This is a genomic window from Flavobacterium sp. GW823-FHT04A11, from assembly GCF_058796535.1.
In genome coordinates, this window is record NZ_CM179503.1 from 961,473 (window position 1) to 986,014 (window position 24,542).

At 34.0% G+C, this 24,542-nt stretch carries 21 protein-coding genes; 7 read left to right on the forward strand and 14 right to left on the reverse strand.

The features are described from left to right. Nucleotides 1–203: 203 nt before the first annotated feature. From AC3QL1_RS04245 to AC3QL1_RS04265, 5 genes are all read right to left on the reverse strand, one after another. The gene (locus tag AC3QL1_RS04245) at nucleotides 204–1,673 is read right to left on the reverse strand and encodes an SGNH/GDSL hydrolase family protein (protein ID WP_492495385.1); all 1,470 of its coding nucleotides are present in this window, start codon (nucleotides 1,671–1,673) and stop codon (nucleotides 204–206) included. Between the two features lie 71 nt (nucleotides 1,674–1,744). Further along, entirely contained in the window at nucleotides 1,745–4,561 is a 2,817-nt protein-coding gene (locus tag AC3QL1_RS04250; RefSeq protein ID WP_492495386.1) for a carboxypeptidase-like regulatory domain-containing protein, read from the reverse strand. Nucleotides 4,562–5,021: 460 nt separating this feature from the next. Next, nucleotides 5,022–6,872: a glutamine--fructose-6-phosphate transaminase (isomerizing) gene (glmS, locus tag AC3QL1_RS04255; protein WP_492495388.1), complete on the reverse strand. Its 1,851-nt coding sequence runs from the start codon at nucleotides 6,870–6,872 to the stop codon at nucleotides 5,022–5,024. Between the two features lie 9 nt (nucleotides 6,873–6,881). Next, nucleotides 6,882–8,498 (reverse strand): BamH family beta-barrel-assembly machinery protein, encoded by a 1,617-nt coding sequence (gene bamH / locus AC3QL1_RS04260; RefSeq protein WP_492495389.1) that lies wholly within the window; start codon nucleotides 8,496–8,498, stop codon nucleotides 6,882–6,884. A 21-nt stretch (nucleotides 8,499–8,519) separates the two neighbouring features. After that, nucleotides 8,520–9,326: a glycogen/starch synthase gene (locus AC3QL1_RS04265; protein ID WP_264535504.1), complete on the reverse strand. Its 807-nt coding sequence runs from the start codon at nucleotides 9,324–9,326 to the stop codon at nucleotides 8,520–8,522. Nucleotides 9,327–9,404: 78 nt separating this feature from the next. Between AC3QL1_RS04265 and panC the strand changes: the two genes are divergently transcribed. From panC to AC3QL1_RS04295, 6 genes are all read left to right on the forward strand, one after another. Further along, complete coding sequence (gene panC, locus AC3QL1_RS04270) at nucleotides 9,405–10,283, forward strand: pantoate--beta-alanine ligase (RefSeq protein WP_492495391.1); 879 nt, start codon at nucleotides 9,405–9,407, stop codon at nucleotides 10,281–10,283. 14 nt (nucleotides 10,284–10,297) lie between these two features. Continuing rightward, on the forward strand, nucleotides 10,298–10,648 hold the full coding sequence (gene panD, locus AC3QL1_RS04275) for an aspartate 1-decarboxylase (RefSeq protein ID WP_026727479.1): 351 nt from the start codon (nucleotides 10,298–10,300) through the stop codon (nucleotides 10,646–10,648). 199 nt (nucleotides 10,649–10,847) lie between these two features. Beyond that, complete coding sequence (locus AC3QL1_RS04280; protein ID WP_492495392.1) at nucleotides 10,848–12,002, forward strand: alpha/beta hydrolase; 1,155 nt, start codon at nucleotides 10,848–10,850, stop codon at nucleotides 12,000–12,002. Next, nucleotides 12,002–13,363, forward strand: a complete 1,362-nt coding sequence (gene radA, locus AC3QL1_RS04285) for a DNA repair protein RadA (RefSeq protein ID WP_115845021.1) — start codon at nucleotides 12,002–12,004, stop codon at nucleotides 13,361–13,363. The genes AC3QL1_RS04280 and radA overlap by 1 nt, the downstream gene beginning before the upstream one ends. A 147-nt stretch (nucleotides 13,364–13,510) precedes the next feature. After that, a complete protein-coding gene (locus AC3QL1_RS04290) occupies nucleotides 13,511–15,475 on the forward strand; it encodes a transglycosylase domain-containing protein (RefSeq protein WP_492495393.1) in 1,965 nt (654 codons plus the stop codon). Between the two features lie 3 nt (nucleotides 15,476–15,478). Beyond that, entirely contained in the window at nucleotides 15,479–15,925 is a 447-nt protein-coding gene (locus AC3QL1_RS04295) for a DUF4262 domain-containing protein (protein WP_492495394.1), read from the forward strand. A 114-nt stretch (nucleotides 15,926–16,039) separates the two neighbouring features. On the opposite strand, the gene AC3QL1_RS04300 is transcribed toward AC3QL1_RS04295, so the two are convergent. The 5 genes from AC3QL1_RS04300 to AC3QL1_RS04320 all read right to left on the reverse strand — a co-directional run bounded on the left by AC3QL1_RS04300 (nucleotide 16,040) and on the right by AC3QL1_RS04320 (nucleotide 19,926). Next, the gene (locus AC3QL1_RS04300) at nucleotides 16,040–17,077 is read right to left on the reverse strand and encodes an aldo/keto reductase (RefSeq protein ID WP_492495395.1); all 1,038 of its coding nucleotides are present in this window, start codon (nucleotides 17,075–17,077) and stop codon (nucleotides 16,040–16,042) included. 184 nt (nucleotides 17,078–17,261) lie between these two features. Further along, nucleotides 17,262–17,558, reverse strand: coding sequence for a type II toxin-antitoxin system RelE/ParE family toxin (locus AC3QL1_RS04305; protein WP_492495397.1), 297 nt, complete (start codon nucleotides 17,556–17,558; stop codon nucleotides 17,262–17,264). Then, nucleotides 17,551–17,802: a hypothetical protein gene (locus tag AC3QL1_RS04310; protein ID WP_492495399.1), complete on the reverse strand. Its 252-nt coding sequence runs from the start codon at nucleotides 17,800–17,802 to the stop codon at nucleotides 17,551–17,553. The genes AC3QL1_RS04305 and AC3QL1_RS04310 overlap by 8 nt, the downstream gene beginning before the upstream one ends. 165 nt (nucleotides 17,803–17,967) lie before the next feature. Beyond that, the gene (locus AC3QL1_RS04315; protein WP_492497529.1) at nucleotides 17,968–18,912 is read right to left on the reverse strand and encodes an OmpA family protein; all 945 of its coding nucleotides are present in this window, start codon (nucleotides 18,910–18,912) and stop codon (nucleotides 17,968–17,970) included. Nucleotides 18,913–19,164: 252 nt separating this feature from the next. Then, nucleotides 19,165–19,926 (reverse strand): exodeoxyribonuclease III, encoded by a 762-nt coding sequence (locus AC3QL1_RS04320; RefSeq protein ID WP_492495401.1) that lies wholly within the window; start codon nucleotides 19,924–19,926, stop codon nucleotides 19,165–19,167. Nucleotides 19,927–20,045: 119 nt separating this feature from the next. Between AC3QL1_RS04320 and AC3QL1_RS04325 the strand changes: the two genes are divergently transcribed. Beyond that, nucleotides 20,046–21,848 carry a GNAT family N-acyltransferase gene (locus AC3QL1_RS04325; RefSeq protein ID WP_492495402.1) on the forward strand — a complete coding sequence of 601 codons (1,803 nt, stop codon included), beginning with the start codon at nucleotides 20,046–20,048 and terminating at the stop codon, nucleotides 21,846–21,848. Nucleotides 21,849–22,153: 305 nt separating this feature from the next. Here AC3QL1_RS04325 and AC3QL1_RS04330 read toward each other — a convergent pair whose 3' ends face one another. The 4 genes from AC3QL1_RS04330 to AC3QL1_RS04345 all read right to left on the reverse strand — a co-directional run bounded on the left by AC3QL1_RS04330 (nucleotide 22,154) and on the right by AC3QL1_RS04345 (nucleotide 24,398). Further along, nucleotides 22,154–22,417, reverse strand: coding sequence for a TM2 domain-containing protein (locus AC3QL1_RS04330; protein WP_492495404.1), 264 nt, complete (start codon nucleotides 22,415–22,417; stop codon nucleotides 22,154–22,156). 94 nt (nucleotides 22,418–22,511) lie between these two features. Then, the gene (locus AC3QL1_RS04335) at nucleotides 22,512–22,790 is read right to left on the reverse strand and encodes a TM2 domain-containing protein (RefSeq protein ID WP_492495406.1); all 279 of its coding nucleotides are present in this window, start codon (nucleotides 22,788–22,790) and stop codon (nucleotides 22,512–22,514) included. 23 nt (nucleotides 22,791–22,813) lie between these two features. Further along, entirely contained in the window at nucleotides 22,814–23,239 is a 426-nt protein-coding gene (locus AC3QL1_RS04340) for a DUF805 domain-containing protein (RefSeq protein WP_492495407.1), read from the reverse strand. Nucleotides 23,240–23,444: 205 nt separating this feature from the next. Next, complete coding sequence (locus AC3QL1_RS04345) at nucleotides 23,445–24,398, reverse strand: 2-hydroxyacid dehydrogenase (RefSeq protein ID WP_492495408.1); 954 nt, start codon at nucleotides 24,396–24,398, stop codon at nucleotides 23,445–23,447. Nucleotides 24,399–24,542 lie beyond the last annotated feature (144 nt).

The following is a 24,542-nucleotide window of genomic DNA, read 5'->3' on the forward strand; positions in this document are numbered from 1 at the left end:
GTTTATCGAAAATACCTCTTTTTTCAGAGCGCAAAGATAATTTTTTAAAATATAAAATCAATTTTTTTTTCATAAAAAATACCATGATTTTGTTTGATTCCTAAAAGTCAGGCTTCAAATATCTAAAATGGTAATTTTTTTCACAAATAAAAAAAGCCACTGCATTTTTAAATGAGCGGCTTTTTTCGAAAAAAAATGGTCTTTTATAATGATGCAGGATATTGAATTGGGTAAGTACTCAAATCAACATGGCGCAATGTTGAACCGTATTTTGTATTAATTGCATCTACGAATATATTAGCAATTAAGCCATAGCCCCTTGCACTCGGGTGAATTCCGTCCAAAGAAAAAGCTCCTCCCGTAACATACGCTGATGTTAAACTAAAATTTCCAAATTTAATTCCTCCGCTTGATAATTGTGTCAAAACAGCTCTCGTATCAACAAATGCCAAACCTTTTTCGGTTGCAATTGCGGAAATTGTTGTGTTGTAGGCATCTGTCGCATTTTTAACCTCCAGCGCTTCGTCTTTCGTTAAAACCCAATTATCTGCTAATGGAACAGAAAGCCCATTAACTTTTGTCGGATCACCACCCACAGTTGTTCCTATAAAAGTTCTTGCAGATAACACAACTAAATCTTCTTTTGTTGCTTGTCTATACGATGGAAGACCTGCAGCTGAAAAATTTGTTAAATAACTATCTACAATTACTACTGCATTAAGACCTGCTTTAAAAACTATTTTTCTTTTGGCATATTCATCGTCTGACAAGATTTTACCATCATTTAACTGCTTCAAACCAGCATTATAAGGTGCGTAACCAGCATTTAACTGTGTAGCTAAAGCTTCTGTAAGCGTTGCAGGGTTATAAGGAACGGTTGTAAAATAAGGCAAAGCAGTAATATATGGCAAATTTGCCAAAACTCCTTTTGCTCCTTTTGCTGTTAAACCTGTAACTAAAGTTGAATAAACGTTTGCAAAAACAGTTGGATCTGTTATATCATTACTTCCATAGGTAGCAGGATTCAGATTTCCTTTTTGATCTTTTCCGGCTCCTCCAGAAATTGCATAAGCCAAAACATCATTTCCCCCAATAAAAAGAGAAAAGAATGTTGGATCCTGCGCTACGGCATCTGCCAAAACTGTTGTTGAAGGTGTACTGGCAAATCTGGCAAAATACGGATTTGCAGCTCCTGATGCTACTCCGGCAACGTTTCCATAATTAGCAGCCAGCAAATGAAAGCTTTTAGCACCCGGAACACCTAAGTTACCAAACGAACCCGTAAGATGTGCCGTAACTTCTGTTGTTGGTTTTGCAGCCACATTAACCGGTGCCGTCCCATTAAAATACAGACGAGTTCCTGCCACAACATTTCCTCCCAAAAGCAATCCTCCAATATTATCATTCATAAATGGAGTTGTAAAAGTACCACCACCTGCTGCTGCAAACTGCTGCGCCAATATATTAGGATAGCCGTTTTCCTGACCTTTTTTAAATAAGGCATTATCACTATAACCTGCTGCAAAAGAATCCCCAAGAGCCACATATTTTGCAAAAACTGCAGATCCGGCTGTTACAGGAACCTCTTCTGGCGTATTATCATTATCATCATTATTACAAGCCGCCATAAAGGTTAAAGAAACCAATAATAGCCATTTTATATTTTTTTTCATGTTATTAACTTTTAAATTATTACCTCTTTCTTTTTTATTGAAAGAAAAAACTTTGATCAACTCATTTTCATTTATGGATTAATTATCCATGAAGCAAACCACATTTGACCAATCATACCTGCACCCACTACCTGAAGATAATCTTTTCCAAAAAGATTTGTGGCTCCCACTTTAATAACTGATTTTAATTTTGGAATACCATAATTAATCTGAGCGTCAAGCACTGTGTTTTCCGGAATCATTCCATCTCCAAAAGAAGATTGCCATAAATATTCGGTGTTCCATCTTACATTCACATTAAAACCTAAGTTTTTAGTTACTTTGGCATTACCGAAGGAACCTTTAATTCTGTGTTTCGGAGTATTAAATCCGGCAACAAAACTTGGATCTTCTGTTTGATCAAAATCAAATTGAGCATAATTATAGTTAACTCCTACTTCAAAATCTTTATATACTTTTTTAGATAAACCAACTCCAAAACCTAACGATGTGATTTGAGCAGTTGTATTCGTATAAACCTGATACACTCTTCTGTCACCAAAAGCCAAAGCAGCATAACCTAACGCAACGCTTGCATCTGCAGGATTTGTCCCTACTGTTCCGTAATAAGGCGTGATTACTCTTGAAGTATTCATAAAGTCATTATAAATATTGTAATATCCGTTGATATCAATCGACAAATCATTTTGAACAACTGTACGATATCCTACTTCAAAAGCCTGTACTTCTTCCGGCTTTACTAATCTTGGATTTGCTACTTTAAGATCAGCAGGGTTTGAAGATGCTACGAATGCCTGAACAGAGGCTAATGTATACGAGTTTTCATAAGCACTGCGTCCTGATAAGTTAACTGTTGGTCCAATACCTGCGCCTGGGATAGCCTGACCAGCAGCACTAACCGGTTGAGTTTCCTGAAAACGATCTAAGTTGTCTGCTGCAGAACCAATTAAAGCAAATGGCCCTAAATCTAAACCAATATATTGATCCTGAGTAGTTGGATTACGGAAACCTGTTTGATAAGATACTCTGAAATTATGTCTTTTCGATTCACCTGCAGAATACACAAAAGAGATTCTTGGAGAAATATTACCATCAAAATTCTGGCTTTTATCATAACGTACAGATCCTGTAAATTTCAATCTGTCGTCCATCCATTTTTTTTGCAATTGTGCATAAGCCCCGTATTCTTTATATTCGATTGGACCATCATAATCTGTAAAGATTGTTCCTTCAGAATCCATGATGTATTTTCTCCATGAACCACCTACCTGAATTTCGGCAAATTTGATAATATCTCTAAAGTTATAATTGACATCTGAATGATATAATTTTGAATGGTCGATAAATTTAGCTCCCTCAGTTAAGTCAGGATTAGAAGTAACCGTATTAAGTGCATTCTTAAATTGCGCAGAACCCGGCTCAAATCTTGGTGATCTTGGAGCACCTGGATTAAGAGGATCTGTATTTGGAACTAATGGTAAATTTGGTGACACATTATAATCAGCAAAATTTCTGGCATAATTTGCAGCGTCATTTGCATTAAGACCAAGTACAGCAGAAGACAATTGAAAAGCTGTTCCGTAATCTGTAAACCAGTTTTTATCTGATTTTGCTAATCTGTTAACGTTCCAGCCAGCAAATCTCATGTCATAAGAATTTCCCGCATCTTCACTTGTAAAATAAACTCTTCCAAAAAAGTTTTTCCCTTTTATCTCAAATTTACCCTGTTGCATTAAGAAATCTTTTAAGGCATATCTGTTTGCTCCCTGATAAATAGTACTTCCTGTACCAATTTTATATTGTAAGATTATTTCAGTATCGTTTGCCCAAGGTTTAAAATGAGCACTAAAATCAGCCTTCATACTTTTAACTTTATTGTCCGTTAAATCCTGCTCACGATATCCGGTTCTGCTAACCTGTCCAACATTTGGAATAAAAGTCGTAACCTCATCTCCATATATATTCAATCCATCATAATTTTGATTCATTGCATGTCCAACAGAACCCCCTGTCATACTTCTCGTATCGGCTGCGATCCATTCAGAAGCCTCCATATAAGTGAAGTTTGCCTTCAATGCAAAATGTTTGGTAAATGCTTTTGCAGCTCTGATTCCAAAATCATTGTAATCGTTTGTTCCTGCAGCATCCTGACTTGTTTGTCCATATTTATAATAAACACTTATTCCTTCATTTGCAAAAGGACTTTTACTCGTCATAAACATAATACCGTTAAAAGCATTAGCACCATAAAGTGCAGAAGAAGCTCCAGGTAAAAGTTCGACACTTGCTACATCAATATCAGAAATACCAATTAAGTTACCCAACACAAAGTTTAAAGCCGGTGACGAATTATCCATTCCATCAACTAACTGCATAAAACGCGTATTGGCCACTGTAGCAAAACCACGAGTATTTATCGATTTAAAGGAAATACTACTGGTATTAAAGTTAACCTCTTTTAAGTTTTCTAAACCATCATAAAAAGTAGCTGCGGTAGTATTCTTGATTTCCTGAAGTCCCATTCTTTCAATAGTAACCGGAGACTCAATTACACGCTCAGGAGTTCTCGAAGCCGAAACCACAATTTCATCTAATTTAGTTTCTTCATCTTTCAAAACCACACTAATGTTTTGGTTTAACGAAGTCACATTTATTGTTTTACTTTCGAATCCCACTGCCGAAACTTTAATTGTAAAAGGCGGTTTAGCAGCAGTATTCAATTTAAAAGAACCATCAAAATCAGTAGAAGTTCCGGTCGAACTTCCCACTACATTAATATTGGCTCCGGGAATAGATTGTTTGTTACTATCGGTCACTGTACCGGTAACTGTATTCTGCGCAAAGGAAATCCCACAGAAAAACAACATAATTAGTAAATATCCTCTCATTGGTTTAGGTTTTTGTTAGTTTATGCAACCAATTTACAAATAATTTTAGTATTAATAAAAAAACGTTAAAAAAAATTAATATACCATATGTTTTTTGCCACTATTTTAACTTTTCCATATTCGCTTTTGTTAAATTAACTACAACAACGAAGCTTTTCAAAACTTAAATAGTATGCATACATATAAAAATAGACCCAAAAAATGCGGATTTAATAAAAATACATAGGCGATAAAAAAAATTCGACAAATAAAAAAAGCGAGACATAAATCTCGCTTTTTTAACATTTATGCTTTATCATAAGTTTAGTTTGTGAGCTTTTACTTCATTCGCAGACTTTAACTTATGTTGAATGAAAAACCACAGAATCAAATTTCTATCAATAGTAAATCACCTTACTTTAAACCATAAAAAAAAGCGAGACCTAAGTCTCGCTTTTTAACATTCTATATCTATAAACTTTTATTCTACAGTAACTGATTTTGCCAGGTTACGTGGCTGATCGACATTACAACCTCTCATTACAGCAATGTAATAAGAAAGTAATTGCAACGGAATTGTAGTAATAAGCGGTGATAAAGCATCTGAAGTTTCAGGAATCTCGATTACATAATCGGCCAATTCACGCACTTGTGTATCACCTTTTGTAACTACGGCAATAATTTTACCGCTTCTTGATTTTATTTCCTGAATATTACTTACGATTTTATCATAATGACCTTGTTTTGGCGCAATTACAATAACTGGCATATGCTCATCAATAAGGGCAATAGGACCGTGCTTCATTTCTGCAGCCGGATAACCTTCTGCGTGAATATAAGAGATCTCTTTTAGTTTTAAAGCACCTTCCAAAGCAACTGGAAAGTTATATCCACGACCTAAGTACAAACAGTTTGGAGCATCTTTAAAAGCTGCTGCAATTTCTTTTGCTCTGTCATTAGTTTCTAATGCTTCTGCTACTTTTTCAGGGATTATTTCTAATTCTTGCAAGTAAGCGTGGAAATCAGAATTTGACAACGTTCCTTTTGCTTTTCCTAATCGCAATGCGATCATGGTTAAAACAGTAATTTGAGTTGTAAATGCTTTTGTAGAAGCCACTCCAATTTCTGGTCCAGCGTGCGTATAAGCACCTGCATGACTTTCTCTTGAGATAGAAGAACCAACTACGTTACAAACTCCAAAAACAAAAGCACCGTTTTCTTTTGCTAATTTAATAGCCGCCATTGTATCTGCCGTTTCACCTGATTGAGAAATAGCGATAACAATATCATCTTTATTGATAATTGGATTTCTGTATCTGAATTCTGAAGCATATTCTACTTCGACAGGAATACGGGTAAACTCTTCAAAAATATATTCTGCTACTAAACCTGCGTGCCATGAAGTTCCGCAAGCAACAATTAGAATACGTTTTGCGTTTAAGAATTTCTCCAGGTTATCTTCAACACCTGCCATTTGAACAATTCCTTCATTTGCATGAAGTCTTCCTCTGTAGGTATCTTTAATAACGCTTGGCTGTTCGTAAATTTCTTTAAGCATGAAATGATCGTAACCGCCTTTTTCTATCTGCTCCAAGTTCATTTGAAGTTCCTGAATATAAGGATCGACTAAAGAGTCATCTTTTATTTTTCTAACTTTAAGAGGCTTGTGCAATCTAATATTTGCCATTTCACCATCTTCCAGATAAATTGCATTCGAAGTATATTCGATAAAAGGCGAAGCATCAGAGGCAATGAAGAACTCTCCTTCTCCAACCCCAATTGCTAACGGACTTCCTAATCTTGCTGCTACTATTTCGTTTGGATTTTTCTTGTCAAAAACCGCAATCGCATAAGCGCCTACAACCTGATTTAAAGCAATCTGAACTGCTTTACCCAGTTTAATATTTTCTTTTTTCTGAACTTCTTCAATCAGGTTTACCAATACTTCTGTATCTGTATCTGATTTAAAAGTATAGCCTCTTTTAATTAATTCTTCTTTAAGCGGTGCATAATTTTCAATAATTCCGTTGTGAATAATTACTAATTCACCTGAGTTTGAAAGATGCGGATGTGAGTTTACATCATTTGGAACTCCGTGAGTTGCCCAACGTGTATGCCCAATTCCTATAGTTCCGCTTGTTTTAAAATCATCTTTAGCTTTTGCTTCAAGATCAGAAACTTTACCTTTTGTTTTACAGACTTTTACACCAGATTTGGCATCATATAACATAACACCGGCACTGTCATATCCTCTGTATTCCAGCCGCTTGAGGCCTTTTATTACAATAGGATAAGCCTCTCTATGACCTATATATCCAACAATTCCACACATATATATTTATTAATTTGGTTTCGTGTAGTAAATTTCAAGCTGTAGTTTATTAGCATCAGGAACAGCACTTGTGCCTCCAAATAACACCGTACCTAACGGATTTAAAACTGTTGCTCTCGGTGCTTCTGAAATAACACTGTTTTTTAATTTCAATTTATTTGAAGCTACAACATTTATATCATCAACAACAACTAATCCTAATCGTACATTTTTTGCAGTTGCATCTTTGATAAGATTTCGAATGTGACTTGTTAACCTAATTTTATAAGTTGTACCTCTTTTAGTAGTTTCATCCAAGTTTATAATACCTCCATAAATAACTTTTGTCATTCTTGGATCAGATGTAATACTTGACGATCCATCTGCAGCATAATCAACAATAGGAATATTATTATCTAAATCATATAAATAAACTCTTTTTGGCTCATTAGCTTGTAAATTATCAGCACCTTTTACGGCCATTTTATCCGCATCAATATGAAAAATCAAATTGGCTTCATTCACCATCCATTTATTATCTCGGATGGTTTGTAATTTAGAAGCAAAGTCCTTAAGTTCTAAAACTGCTAAAGATCCTTGACCGCCCTTTAAGTAAAGCCTGTCATCTCCAGTTGCCTTCGGATTCTGTATTGCATTAAGATAATTTGAATCTTTAACATCATTAAGCAAACTAGCAGTACTTCCTGTCAGGTTAATTACCAAACTTCTATCCTCTTTGGTATCTCCATCAGTAGTAATATCAGTTTTAGCTCTATATTTAATCGTAATTTTACCTTGTGCAAAATTAATCAAAGCCATATTGCTTGGATTGCTTCCTGACTTTTCTGCTTTAAAATATAATCCTCTAAAATATTCCTGAAAAACATCAGCAGAAGCCAATTTTGCAGCAGGAGCTTTTAAAATTTTATCTACAAAGAAAGCTTTATTTAAATTTAAACGCATTTCAGGTGCAACTTTGGTAGTAACATCTTTACCATCCGTGCCAGTAGTTACATCACTTATTTCGCTGGAATCAAAAAAGAACTCTTCATTTTGTGATGGAACACTACTATCATTTAGTCGATTGCCAAGTTTTTTAGTATTAAAATTTAGATAATCTGAAACACCTGTTTCTGTATCCATATCAGTATTATATAACTGAGCTGTCTCTGTTCCGTTCTCAAAAGAAGAAGCACGCATCTGAATACCTGATTCATAAACACTTAATTTGATTTTTCCGTTTGGAGCACCATAAATAGAATCTAATTTATATGTAGTTACGCCTTCAGCACTTATACTAGTTCCATGACTAAAATAAGGTATACTTAATACTACACTAACTATTTCTGGCTCTTCGCCAATACTTGGTGCATAACTTGAAAGAGCAACTTGTGTAGCAAAGTTTCCGGTAGTAGTGCCTAAAACAGGATTATCATAAATTCCTAAAGCATTAACTATTAAAGAATTTGACTGAATAGGAGTTATTTCCTGATTGTAAGCCAAAACATCATAGTGTTCTGCTTCAAGACCAAAATGATCGTCTCCAATCAAATCATCACCAATCGCATTAAAATCTTTGTCGCAAGAATATAAAAGAACTACTGTACTTATTAATAGAATTTTCTTAAAGAAAGAAGTATTATACATGTTTAAAAATAAAGTTAAAATTTAAAGCCCCATCGTTTTATAGAAATTTGTATACGCTTCTGCGAATGCATCTTTCGTGGCGAAAGGTAAAAAAGGTTTTCCTGAAGATTCTATAAATTTTGTTAAACTTGGAGATACATTTTCAGATGCGATAATAACAGCATCAGAATGTAATATACTAGCTTTTAGAACATTCTCGTAATTTGGAACTTCTAAATCAGCAATTGCTTCATGCGGAACTCCATCAAATTTAACCTTATTGATCATTTCCAAATCCAGATTTTCATCAAAAGATTGTCCATAAACTGAGGTTACAATTTTTGTTTCAGAAAATAAAGCTTCGTTTTTATAGTAGTGCTTCATGTAAATTGGCAGCATTGCAGCCAGCCAACCGTGAACGTGAATAATATCCGGAACCCAGTTTAGTTTTTTTACTGTTTCAACAACTCCTTTTGCGAAAAATATCGCTCTTTCGTCGTTGTCAGGATACAGCGCTCCTTCTTCGTCAGCAAAAGTTGCTTTACGTTTGAAATATTCATCATTATCAATAAAATACACCTGAATTCTCTCTTTCGGAATTGAAGCTACTTTAATAATCAATGGCATATCTAAGTCATTCACTACCAAATTCATCCCTGAAAGTCTGATAACTTCATGCAACTGGTGTCTTCTTTCGTTGATATTTCCATATCTTGGCATGAAAATTCTTATCTGACCTCCTTGATCATTAATCATTTTCGGAACGTCGTAAGACATTAAAGAAACCTCATTTTCAGCCAAATAAGGCACGACTTCAGATGATACATATAATATCCTCTTATCTTTCATAATAGTATTTTACTTAATTTTTGGTAATAAAAACGTTGCAAAATTACAAAAATTTATGCAGTTTATAACTAATATATTATGTTTGCACTAAATTTTAATAATACCAACATGCATATTTTCTACGGTAAAGTAGCTTTGATAGCCTATTTAAAAACTATCAAAACGGCAAATTCGACCATCGGGTTTGTTCCTACAATGGGCGCTTTACACCAAGGGCATCTGGCTTTAATGCAAAGATCTCTTAAAGAAAACGACGATACCGTAGTAAGTATTTTCGTCAATCCTACTCAGTTCAACAACCCTGAAGATCTTGCAAAATACCCAAGAACTTTAGAAGAAGACGTTAAAAAAATGCGTGGTTTGAGCGATAAAATGATTTTATATGCTCCATCTGTTGAAGATATTTACGAAGGAAACACCGTTTCTCAGGATTTTGATTTTGACGGATTAGAAAATCAAATGGAAGGAAAATTCAGACCTGGACATTTTAATGGTGTTGGCACGATCGTAAAAAGGCTATTTGAAATTGTAACGCCAACTAATGCTTATTTTGGTGAAAAAGATTTTCAGCAATTGCAGATTGTTAAAAAAATGGTCGAAAAAAACCATATGCCGGTAAATGTTGTGGGATGCCCTATTTTTAGAGAAGAAAATCAGCTCGCGATGAGTTCCCGTAACGAACGTTTAACTCCTGACGAAAGAAAAGAAGCAGCGATTATTTACAAAACCTTAACCGAAGCAAAAGAAATATTCAAAACCAAAAGTCCGGAAGAAACAATTGAATTCGTCGAAAATTCTTTCAAAGACAACAAAAAGTTTGACCTGGAATATTTTGTTATTGCTGACGAATCCACATTATTACCTATCGATCACAAAAGTAAAGACAAAAATTACCGCGCATTTATAGCAGTATTTGTTAATTCTATCAGGTTGATTGACACCATTTCATTAAATTAATTTACCTTTGCAACATGCAAATTCAAGTTATAAAATCTAAAATTCATCGAGTAAAAGTAACCGGAGCCGATTTAAATTATATTGGCAGTATTACTATTGATGAAACTTTACTAGAGGCTTCAAACATAATTGAAGGCGAAAAAGTATCTATCGTTAACATTAATAATGGAGAACGTTTTGAAACTTATGCTATTAAGGGAGAAAAAAATTCAGGCGAAATTACCCTGAACGGTCCTGCAGCCAGAAAAGTTCAAAAAGATGATATCATCATTATTATATCTTATGCAACCCTGGAATTTGAAGAAGCAAAAACCTTCAAACCATGGATCATTTTCCCAAATGAAAACGATAATTCGCTAACATAAGCTTTCCTATACTTTATTCATTTAGTTTGTGCCATTTTCCTTGGAACAAACAGTATTTTATTGGCTTTAATTCAATATTATTTTTAAAGATAAAAACTCAATGTTATTTTTAAAATTCCTACAATAATAAAAAAGCAAATAAAATGTTATATTGCTACACTATTTCAATACTTTTTAATTCACTGAAATACCCCAAATCATGAAAAAAGTTTACTTACTATTTGCTTTAATTTCTATTTCTGCTTTTGCACAAAAGAAATTCGACAACATTAAATCTGAAAAACTTGGAGAAGAACGAAGAATAACCATCGGACTTCCGGAATCTTACGAAGCTAATCCTGAAAAAAAATATCCTGTTTTATATTTATTAGACGGTGATTATTTATTTGATCCTTTTTCCGGAGCTGTAAGTTATGGCTCTTATTGGGGCGATTTGCCTGAGATGATTATTATTGGTGTTCACCAAAATAAAAATGACGAACGCGAAGACGATACAACAATCGATCAAAATACCGGACTTCCTTTTGAAAAAGGAGCTGAATTTTTTGAGTTTATTGGAGCAGAATTAGTTCCGTATATCGAAAAGAAATACCGTACTGCACCTTTCAGAATCATTGCCGGTCATGATGTTACGGCAAGTTTTATCAATTTTTATTTGTATAAAGAACAGCCTCTTTTTAATGCTTATATCTGTTTAAGTCCTGAACTTGCTCCTAAAATGGAAGTTCGAATTCCAGAGAAATTTGCTAAAGTAACAGAACCTTTCTTCTACTACTTGTCTGCTGCCGATGGTGATAACAAAAAAATCAAAGAACCAATCGAAAAATTAGACAGTAATATTAAGCTTGCCAATAATCCTTTGGTAAATTATAAATACGATTTGTTTAAAGGAACAACACATTACACTGAAGTTCTACATTCGATTCCGAGTGCTTTATATCAGATTTTTGAAGTTTACAGGCCTATAAATTCTGCCGAATACAATGATAAAATTGCTGTTCTTGAAACGGGTTATGCCGATTATCTGGAAAATAAATACAATGTAATGTCAAAGGTTTTAGGCGTTCAGATTCCGGTAAGAATGAGTGATTTCAAAATCATTGAAAACCTGATCTTAAAAAAGAATGCGTACGACGAATTAGGCAAAATGGCCGAAATTGGAAACGTAAATTATCCTAAAGCAATGCTTGGAGAATATGAATTGGGATTGATGTACGAAAAAATGGGAGATCCTAAAAGAGCTTCAAAAAAATACCAAAACGCTTCGCAAATGGAGCCAATTGGCGATTTGAATAAAGATGTGATGTACGAGAAAATCGACGAAATGAATACGCTTGCTAAAAAAACAAAATAATGTCTAAAGTTAAAACTTCCTTTTTTTGCCAGAATTGCGGAACCCAATATGCCAAATGGCAAGGGCAATGTAATGCCTGCAAAGAATGGAATACTATTGCCGAAGAAATTATTCAGAAGCAGGAAAAAGTGGCGTGGAAAAGTGAACCGACTTCTACCAGTAAAGCGCCACGCCCGTTAAAAATTAATGAAATTGATTCAGCTCAGGAAATTCGAATGAATACTACTGATGGCGAATTGAATCGTGTTCTTGGCGGAGGCTTGGTTCCAGGGTCATTAACGCTTTTAGGCGGTGAACCGGGAATTGGAAAAAGTACGCTTTTGCTTCAAATTTCATTAAAATTACCTTATAAAACTTTATATGTTTCTGGAGAAGAAAGTCAGAAACAAATAAAAATGCGTGCCGAAAGAATCACGCCAAACAGTGACAATTGTTATATTTTGACCGAAACCAAAACGCAAAATATATTCAAACAAATTGAAGCTATTGAACCGGAAATTGTCATTATCGACTCAATCCAGACTTTACATACCGATTATATTGAATCAACAGCCGGAAGTATTTCTCAAATTAGAGAAACAACCGCCGAGTTGATCAAGTTTGCGAAAGAAACCAATATTCCGGTTATTTTAATTGGCCATATTACGAAAGACGGAAACATCGCCGGACCAAAAATTCTGGAACATATGGTCGATACCGTTTTGCAGTTTGAAGGCGACAGAAATCACGTTTACCGAATTTTGCGTTCGCTAAAAAACCGTTTTGGTTCTACTGCCGAATTGGGAATTTATGAAATGTTAGGAAGCGGTTTGCGAGAAGTCAGCAATCCGTCTGAAATATTGATTTCGCATAAAGACGAAGAAATGTCGGGAACTGCAATTGCCACGACTATGGAAGGTATGCGTCCGCTAATGATCGAAATACAATCTTTGGTGAGTACAGCAGTTTACGGAACGCCACAGCGCAGTACGACTGGTTACAACGCCAAAAGGCTAAACATGATTCTGGCAGTTTTAGAAAAAAGAGCCGGATTTCGTCTAGGCGCAAAAGATGTTTTCCTGAATGTAACCGGAGGAATTTCTGTTGATGATCCTGCAATTGACTTAGCTGTTGTTGCCGCTATTTTATCTTCAAATGAAGATATTCCGATAACGAAAGGATTTTGTTTTGCCGGCGAAGTTGGTTTATCCGGAGAAATTCGCCCCGTAAATCGTGTGGACCAGCGTATTCAGGAAGCCGAAAAACTAGGATTCAACACTATCTTTGTTTCCAAATACAATAAAATCGCCCTGAAAAATACAGGAATCAAAATTGAACTCGTGGCTAAAATTGAAGATGTCGCCAGTTTTCTTTTTGGTTAATTTTTTTTGTTTGCCACAAATTAGCACCAATTTTATTTAAATTTATTGATTCCTACAGGCAATTTTGATGGCATTTTTTAATTCGTGAAATTCGTGGCAAAAAAATATTTATGCCAGACATACCTTAAATTTTTATAAACCCACTTTATGAAATTTCCAAAACAAAAAATATACAAAGCACTTCTGATACTTGTTCTGGTATTAGGAGTGCTTTTTTTAGGTTTATACTTTTTTCGTGATTCGCTTTTAAAGCAAGCCATTGCAAAAGTAACCCTGAAAATGAATACCGAATATGACAGTAAATTTTCTGTAAAATCAGCTTCTTTTGAAGGATTGTCCGGGATTAAACTAACAGATGTAATTTTAGTTCCTAATAATGCCGATACACTTTGTCACATTCAAAAAATTGAAACCAGCATTAGCTTGTCCAGTTTACTTATTGGAGATGTTCAGGTTGGAACTTTAAAAATCAACAACGGCTACATTCAATTCGTAAAAAAAGGAAAAGTCCGCAACTTTGATGCCTTTTTAAAAAGAGACAAAGAAGATTCTGACACCAATGAAAAGCGTAAATACGGGACATTTGCCTATAGAATTATTTCGAAATTACTGAATTTGGTTCCGACGGATATGAAATTGGAAAACCTGAATTTTAAAATTGATGATAATGGCAAAAAAGCTTCTATTGCGATCAATAAACTCGTTTTAGACAACAAACAGCTTGAAACCAATCTTCATGTTCAAAGCAAGAATTTTGATCAGCGCTGGAACATAAAAGGTTTTGCAGATCCGAGAAATAAAAAAGCAGATATTCGTTTTTTCAATTTAGATACCGGCGCCATTCGTGTTCCTTATTTGGATGAACGTTATAATTTTAAAGCGAGTTTTGATTCGATTCGCCTTAATGTGGCGAACATTGATAAAGACGGAAGCGAATTGCACATTGACGGTTATACTTCTATCACTAATTTAAAAATCAACCATCCAAAAATTGCCAGCAAAGATGTTGTCATTAAAAATGCCCGTTTTGATTATCGTTTTTTATTGGGCGACGATTTTATTTCGATTGACAGCACTTCGACAATGCAATTGAATAAGATAAAAGTAAAACCTTATATTTCTTATAATACTGAAAAAGACACGGTTTATACTTTGAAAGTTGATATTCCGAAAATGAAGGCTCAGGATTTTATTGTTTCATTACCTGACGGATTGTTTACGCACTTTCAGGGAATGGAAGCAACGGGGGATTTCAATTATAATCTGGATTTCAAATTCAATAAAAACAAACCAAATACATTAGTTTTTGACAGTAAACTAAACAAACAAGATTTAAGAATTACGAAATATGGCGAAGCCGATCTGAATAAATTAAACGGTGAATTCGTTTATCGTGCTATTATTCAAAATGTATTGCAGCGTCCTGTTTTAGTTGGAAATGCAAATCCGAATTATACACCTTTGGATCAAATTTCACCTTATTTACAAAAATGTGTTTTAACGACAGAAGATCCATCGTTCTTCTCTCATCGCGGATTTATAAATGAAGCTTTCAAACAATCTATTCTAAAGAATATCCGAACTAAGAAATTCTCTCGCGGTGCCAGTACGATTAGCATGCAATTGATTAAAAACGTTTTTTTGACCCGCGAAAAAACACTTTCGCGTAAGCTGGAAGAAATTTTGCTTGTTTATATTCTCGAAAATAATCGTGTAGTAAGCAAACAAAGAATGCTCGAAGTATATTTCAACATTATTGAATGGGGACCAAATGTATACGGAATTGGCGAAGCGAGTCATTTTTATTTCCAGAAAAGTCCTTCGGCTTTAAATGTAGATGAATGTTTGTTTTTGGCTACTATTATTCCGAAACCGAGAAAATTCATGTATCAGTTTAACGATGAAGGAAACCTAAAAGATTACGCCGTTAAGAATCAAAAATTCTTAAGAAACTTGATGTTCCGCCGTGGCTTATTAATTCCAGAAGATACGATTGGTCAATTACCGGTTTATATTTCTGGAAATGCGCGCTCGTTGATTAGAATAAAAGCACCGGATTCAATTGCGGTTAAAAACGATTCTTTATCTATGGAAGAGGAATTTGATCTTTAAAAGATGGAGGAAAATAAAAGGGAAATATATTTTAAGCGAGTTTATGACAACATCAAAAACATTGGTTATCATACTACAGCAATATTAGAAGAAAAAGACTTTACACCTTTTGCATATTCAACCGGAATATTTGAAAATTTTAAAGTTCCTGAATTATTTATTTCTGGACTTGGACCAAATCTCTCAGGTCAATTAATTGAAAGTTATGTCGAAAAATATAAATTCGAAAAAATTCCATTAAATATAAAGATTGGTGATTTAACCGATAGATTTCCCGTTTATTTTATAAAAGTTAACAATGAAGATTTAGAAGAATATGTTCTTACTTCTATTAAATTTTATGAAGATCGTAAATATGAATATCTACAGTTGATTTTCCCAGATTTAAATGGAAATTTCCCAAATGAAACTAATTACAATTACGATCAAAAAATATTTGGAGATTTTTAAATTTGACCTATAAAACAGATTAATTAGCAGCAACTCTAATAAATAAAAAATTCCACAAACTTCACTTATTAATCTGTGAAAATTTGTGGAATTCGTATTTATATAAATCTCTAATTACGGTGCAGGATCTGGAATTATTGCCTGAACTGCGGCGATTTCGGTTAAAATTTGTTTTGATAAAAAGACATCAATTGTATCGATGTTTTCTTTTAATTGTTCCATTGTTGTTGCACCAATGATTGCACTTGTTAGAAATGGCTGCTGCAAAACAAATCCCATTGCAAGTTCTGTTAACGTTAATCCATGCTTTTGAGCGATTTCCTGATACAATTTTGTTGCTTGTGCACATTGCTCGCTATTGTAACGCGTGTATTGCGGAAAAAGATTGATTCTCGCATTTGGATGTGCTTCTCCAGTCAAAAATTTACCTGTTAGAACGCCAAATGCTAAAGGAGAATACGCCAATAAACCAACATTCTCATGTTTTGAAACTTCGGCAGAACCAACTTCAAAAAGACGATTTAGTAAATTATACGGATTTTGAACCGTTTTGATTCTTGGAAGATTCTGGTATTTGCTTTCTTCGAGAAAACGCATCATTCCCCACGCATTTTCGTTTGAGACACCAATGTGTTTTATTTTCCCTTCTTTGATAAATCCATCAAAAGTTTCCAGAACTTCTCTAAAATTATCTTCCCATTGGTCATCAAAATCTTTGTAACCGCGTTGTCCAAAATAATTGGTTTGTCGTTCCGGCCAATGCATTTGATATAAATCGATATAATCTGTTTGCAGACGTTTTAAACTATTTTCTAATGCATATTTAATACTTGCAGGCGAGAAATCGACTTTTTCGCGCATATAGCCAAAATTCGCATTTGGTCCCGCAATTTTTGAAGCCAAAACTACTTTCTCACGATTTCCTGATTTCTTAAACCACGTTCCAATAATTTTTTCTGTACTTCCATAAGTGGCTTCGCTTGCAGGAACAGAATACATTTCGGCAGTATCAAAAAAATTAATGCCGCGTTCCAGCGCATAATCCATTTGGGAGTGCCCTTCAGCTTCTGTATTTTGTTGCCCGAAAGTCATTGTTCCGAGACATATTTTACTAACTTTTATATCTGTGTTGGGTAAAGTAGTGTATTTCATTTTTTCTTTTTAAGGTTCAAAGTGGCATAGGCCCAAAGGTACAAAGGGATTTTGCAAATGAAAATTTTACAAAAGTTAAAAAAAGGATAAGGTTTATTTTAAAGGTTCTGAGTGGCTAAGATTCTAAGTTGCTAAGTTTTGTTTTTGATAAACAAAAAAGGTTCAAAGTTTTACTTGAACCTTTTTATTTTAAACTTTTTATCGGGTCTTGAAATGAATTAAAAACCCTAATCACAAAAATTGAATTTTCTTTTATTTGATAAAGAATTTTAAAATTTCTTACTATAATTCTTCTGCAATCCAATCTGTATTCGTCCAATTGAAATTGTTCAGTAAAAACGATATCATTTGGACTATTAAATAATTCATCTCTTATTTTAAGCGCCGTCTCTTTAGATATTTTCTTTTTTATTAAAATGTAAATTTCTTTTAAATCCTGTTTAGCATTTGTCCAGAAAACTTCAATTTTAATATTACTCATTATCCCAATCCTGCATTTCTTTTGATAAATCCTCTTGCGAAATTATTCGATTATATTTAACGTCATTCAAGCCTTCTTCAACCTTATTATGATATTCAGATAAGGTCAAAGGATTTCCGTTTGCATCGTACGACACAACTTCGTTTAAATAATTATCAAATACTGAAGAGACAATACGGAGTACTTTCTCATCTGCTAAATCTAATTGATTTCGTATTTTATCTTTTAATTCGGGAAGTCCCATAATTCTAGTTTTTTGAATTTCAAAGTTACAAAAATATAAATTCAATATAAGTATGACTTTAAATAACCTAATATTGAAACTTTCAAAAACAAAAAAGGCCCAAAGTAAAACTTTGAACCTTTTTATAAAAAACTTAGAAACTTAGCCTCTTAGAGCCTCAGCAACTTAATTTATACTATTCAACATATCAGCGATTTCATCTAATCTTGGTGTTAAGATGATTTCGATTCTGCGATTTTTTGCTTTTCCTTCCGGGGTAGCATTACTCGCAAGGGGAGAAAATTCGCTGCGACCTGCTGCTGTTAATTTTTGTTTGTTGATTTTAGTGTTTTCACTTAAAATAGCTACAATTGCTGTTGCTCTTTTAGTAGATAAATCCCAGTTGTTTGCAATTGGTCCTGAACCGGCATACGGATCATCATCTGTATGTCCTTCAATAAGAACCGAAAGATCAGGATTGTCTCCCAATACTTTTCCAAGTTCTACAACGGCTTTTCTACCTTCTGTGCCTACAGCCCAGCTTCCTGAATTGAAAAGTAATTTGTTTTCCATAGAAACATACACTTTTCCGTTTTTCTGTTCTACTGTCAAACCTTTACCTTCAAAACCATTTAAAGCTTTAGACAACGTTTCTTTCAGTTTTTTCATTGCTGCTTCTTTGGCTGCAATCATTGCTTCAAGTTCGTTAAGTCGGCTTGCTGTTTTATCCAGACGTGCTTGTTCTTCGGCTAATTTTTTTGATTTTGCTTCTAACTGTGCCAGTAATTCACGGTTTTTAGCCATGTTACTTTCTAAAGCATCGTTACTGTTTTTTTCAAGCGCATTGTATGAATCCTGTAATACTTTGTACTTTTTTTGCTCTGCTGCTAAATCTGCTTTTTGTTTGGCAAGATCATCTTTTGTACTTGCAAGATCTTTTGTTAATTTATCACGATCTAATTCCAACTGATTTTTGGCTTTTTGTAAATCAGCATTTTGATCAGCGATAGAACGGTTTTCTTTTTTAAGATCTGAATACTTTGATTCAAGATCGTTGTAAATTTTCTTAGAAACACACGAAGTCATGGATAACGCTACAACGAGTAATCCAATGGAGGCTTTTTTAATCATCATTATTCTTTTGGTTTTTATTTGGGGCTTATTAATAATTCAAAATTTCTTGTTTTACGGAGAGCCCTAGCCCTGATGGGAGCGGCATCCTTTTTCTGGCTTCTTTAGCCAGGAAAAGATATAGCGGACAGCAGGAAATAGCTCCAGAAAGTGAAACTCCAAATCTGAAATTCCTTAACCTGTTTGCTATCGCCCCGAGTCCAACTCTATTATTTAAAACTGCTATTCTTTTAACAATAACAATACCAAACTTTATTCAATTTCGACTAAAACCGGACAATGATCTGAATGCACCGCATCCGGTAAAATAACCGCACGTTTTAATCTGTGTTCTAATGAATCGCTCACTAAATTGTAATCGATACGCCAGCCTTTGTTATTTCCGCGGGCTCCGGCACGATAACTCCACCAAGAATAATGATGCGCATCTTTATTAAAATGACGGAAACTATCGATAAACCCAGATTTCATGAATCCGTCGAGCCAGGCACGTTCTGCAGGCAGGAATCCTGAAACAGTTTTGTTACGAACAGGATCGTGAATATCGATTGCTTCGTGGCAAATATTGTAATCTCCGCAAATAATCAAATTCGGAATTGTTAGTTTCAGCTCGTTAATATAGGTTTGAAAGTCATCCATAAACATAAATTTATGATCTAATCTTTCAATATTTGTTCCTGAAGGCAGGTATAAACTCATTACAGAACAGTCGTCAAAATCGGCACGAAGGTTACGTCCTTCAAAATCCATGTGCTGAATTCCGGTTCCAAAAACCACATTATTAGGTTTTATTTTCGATAAGATAGCCACGCCGCTATATCCTTTTTTGGTTGCCGGATAATAATATTGATACGGGTAACCAGCCGCTGTAATTGCATCTACAGGGATTTGATCTTGTGTTGCTTTTATTTCCTGAAGACAAATCACATCAGGATTAGCACTTTGCAGCCATTCGATAAATCCTTTGGTAATTGCTGCTCTGATTCCGTTTACATTATAAGAAATAATTTTCATTCAAGTTTTTTTTAAGGAATCCAAATGTAATAAAAATGTGGAAAGTTTGTGTTTGAATCAACGAAAAGTAGAGTTTTTTGTTATCTTTGTTCGCTGCTCTAATAAATTAAAAATAGTACATGGGTTTAGTTACCGCGAAAGAAGTTGCAAAAGCAATAAATGTTGAGAAGTACGGAGTTCTTGGTACTTTTTCAGGCTGGATTCTTATGAAGGTTCTTAAGATCTCTACCCTTAATAAAATTTACGATCATAATAAACATTTAGAAGACGTTGCTTTTTTAAACGGAATATTGGACGAATTGCAAATTAAATTTGAAATTCCCGAAGAAGATTTAAAACGTTTACCTAAAGATGGCGCTTATATTACCATTTCAAATCATCCGCTTGGAGGAATTGATGGTATTTTATTATTGAAATTAATGCTTGAAAGAGAACCAAATTTCAAGATTATCGCCAACTTCTTATTACACCGAATTGTTCCGCTTAAAAAATACATCATGCCGGTTAATCCTTTTGAAAATCATAAGGATGCTAAATCGAGCGTAGTTGGAATCAAGGAAACTTTACGCCATTTAAGTGACGGGAAACCGTTGGGAATTTTTCCTGCCGGGGAAGTTTCAACTTATAAAGATGGAAAATTAGTAGTGGATAAACCTTGGGAAGAAGGCGCTTTGAAACTGATCAGAAAAGCAAAAGTTCCGGTTGTACCTATTTATTTTCACGCAAAAAACAGCAGATTATTCTATTGGCTTTCAAAAATTGATGACACTTTGCGTACGGCAAAATTACCGTCTGAACTTCTTACACAAAAAGATCGTGTGATTAAAGTTCGTATTGGTAAACCGATTTCGGTAAACGAACAAAACGAAATAGAATCTTTTGAAGAATATTCAGAATTCTTAAGAAAGAAAACTTACATGCTTGCGAATCCTTTTGAAAAGGACAGTAAATTACTGGATACTGCAAGTTTAAAAATACCAAAAGCACCTAAAAAAATCGTTACGCCGGCAAGCGAACCAAAAATGATTGACGAGGTAAATGCTTTAAGAGGCAGCGATTGCCGATTATTGCAAAGTAAAAATTACGAGGTGTTTTTTGCAACAGCAAAATCGATCCCGAATATTCTGCATGAAATTGGCCGTTTGCGTGAAATTACGTTCCGTGAAGTAGGTGAAGGAACAAATGAATCTATCGATTTAGACAAATTTGACCAATATTACCACCATATGTTTTTATGGGATGATGAAACCAAAAGAATCGCAGGCGCTTACCGAATGGGATTAGGTTCTGAAATTTATCCAAAATATGGTCTTGAAGGTTTTTACCTGAATGATCTTTTTAGATTTGAACCTGAATTGCACGATATGATGCATAAATCCATCGAAATGGGACGTGCTTTTATCGTTAAGGAATATCAGCAAAAACCAATGCCTTTGTTTTTATTGTGGAAGGGTATTATTCACACGACTTTACGTTATCCTGAGCACAAATATTTATTGGGTGGGGTGAGTATCAGTAATCAGTTTTCGGATTTCTCTAAATCATTGATGATCGAGTTTATGAAATCTAATTATTACGATCCATACATCGCACAATACATTCACCCGAAAAAAGCGTATAAAGTTAAACTGAAAGACGCTGATAAAGACTTTATCTTTGATGAAGCAGAATCAGATCTTAATAAATTTGATAAAATCATTGACGAATTAGAACCTGGAAATTTACGTTTGCCTGTTTTAATTAAAAAGTACATCAAACAAAATGCACGTGTGGTTGCTTTTAACGTTGATCCTTTGTTTAATAACGCGATAGATGGTTTAATGTACATTAGAATTGCAGACATTCCGGAAAGCACTATGAAACCGGTCATCGAAGAATTTCAAATAGAACTGGAACGTAAATTATCTGAGAAAGAAGATTAATTGCCATCATAAAAAAACAAAATCCCATTCGCGTAAGCAAATGGGATTTTTTAATTACAATTTTTTTTTCACAAACTAGTCTGTCTTATTCTTTTCCAACCAATTTACCAAATCTTTTTTCTTTTGGACCTGAGATGCAAAATTATTACGCCTCCATCCTTTTAAAAAAAGAACAATTAAGCTTCATTTGTAAAGATGTGCAATATTACTTCACCAAACGCAAAATAAACATCCTCTATAAGCTATTAAAAAGCCAGAAAAGGACATTTAAACTTCATCCTAAAAATTTTAATATTGTTTTAAAATTAGAACCAGCCTTTTCTTCCAACCTGATATGTTTGATAAAAATCTTCATCGGTTTTTGTCAGATAGATAATTCCTTCTATAATGCCAATAAGTCCGCCAATGCCAAATAAAAGTCCTAATAAAAGCTGAATAACTCCTTCTTTTGTATATCCTAAATAAAATTTATGAATACCCAAGTATCCTAGCAAAATGGCTAAAATTCCACTAACTATTTTTTTATTTTCCTGCTTAACAATTCCAAATTCTGATGTTGTATTTTCCATATTCTTAATTTTTATATTTGTCCATTAAATTAACTAATTAGAACTAAAAACAAAAGAAAAATCCCATTCGCAACGCAAATGGGATTTTATATTTTTAGAACCAGCCTTTTTTTCCAACCTGGTAAGTTTGATAAAACTCTTCGTCTGTTTTTGTCAGGTAAATAATTCCTTCAATAAAACCAATTAGACTTCCAATTCCGCAAGTAACAACTGTAATTACCAATTGAATTATACCTTCTTGCGTATATCCTAAAATGAATTTATGAATTCCAAATCCGCCTAATAAAATCCCAAGAACTCCGGCAACAACTTTTTTATTTTCTGGTCTTGCATTTTGTGGTGTATTCCACTCTTCTGGTTTTGTATTTTCCATTTTATTTATGTTTACTTTTTTATTTATTGCAATTCAACTTTTCCAATTTCATTAATTTCTTCGATCAGATTTTTAGGATCCGGACCATATTGATTTGGACCTTGATTTCCTTCTGTACAGAATAAAATTAATATCCAGATTGGCCCAACTAATGGTATAAAAGAAACAAGATAAAACCAACCGCTTTTATCAATATCATGCAATCTTCTTGCAATAACACCTAAAGTAGGCAAAAGAGTTGCCAGCATGTAAATAATAAAAAGTCCATAACCTATAGCAATGCCTGTAAAACCATCTCCAAAAGCTGCTCCAATAGCACCACCAATAATTATAAGTATTATTGAAATTAATCCGTTTGCAAGGGCAAAATACCAATACTCACTTCTTCTTGCGCGTCCTTTAAAGTTTGCATAGTTTTCAAAAACCACTTTTTTGTACCATTCAATCATAATTAATAAATTAGTTAGTTTATGCCTACTCTTTTTGGATTTTCGGCTTCTCCATTAATTAAAATTTTGTTAAAATTCTGAAACAATATTAACAAAAAATATTTTTAAAAACTAATCTAAAAATTTACTTTTTCAGAAAAAGCTTGTTATAAACATTTACAACAAACCTGGAATTGAATCTAATTTTATTTAAATCTTAAAATTCTTATATTTTATCAGAATAGACCTTTTTAATCTTATCCACAATAACCTGCGCAAGTCTCTCATGACTTTCAAATGTCCAGCCGGCAATGTGAGGTGTCAGCAAAACATTTTTAGCTTCCAGCAAATATTGGAAAGCTTCGGGCGTGTTTTTATCTTGAAAAAGGGTTTCAAAAGACAATTTCTCATACTCTAAAACATCCAAACCTGCTCCTAACACTTTTTTTGCTTTCATGGCTTCAACTAAATCTGCCGTAACGATATTTTTACCACGTGAAGTATTGATAATCCAAAATGGCTTTGCAAATGCATTTATAAAATCAGCATTTACCATTTTATCAGTTTCCGGTGTCCACGGAATATGTAAACTTAAGACATCGACTTTCTTTTGAAATTCGGTCAAAGAAACTTGTCGGGCATTTTCATTACCCACATTTTCTAAAATATCATAACATAAGACTTCAACATCAAAACCACGGAGTTTTTTAGCAAAAGCATTTCCCATGTTTCCGTAACCAATAATTCCCACCGTTTTTCCGTCTAGTTCATGACCGCGATTACTTTCACGATTCCATTGTCCGGCTTTTATTTCGGCGTCAGCCTGATTCAGATTATTAAATAAGGATAAAATTACACCAAGTGAATGTTCTGCAACAGCGTTGCGATTACCTTCCGGAGCTGCAATTAAATGTATGCCTTTTGTCTCAGCATAATGACAATCGATACTTTCTAAACCCGCGCCAACTCTGGCAATAAACTGTAAATTGGTGGCTTTATCCAGGAAAGTTTTGTCAATTTTAAAACGGCTTCGAATTACGATTCCGTTATAATTCTGAATTTTGGCTTCGATTTCTTCTTTTGAAGATTTAAAGTCGGCGTGATTTTCAAAACCTGCTTCTTCTAGTTGTTCCCAAAGTATTGGATTATTGCTGTCGATATGAAGAATTTTTATGCTCATTGTTGTTGATTTTATAAAACAAAAATACAGCTTATTTTAATCTTCTTTGGATTTTACCACAGAGTTACACAAAGGTTTTGCACAGAGATACACAAAGAATTAAAAAACTTTGCGTCTTAGCAACTTTGCGAGATTAAAAGATAA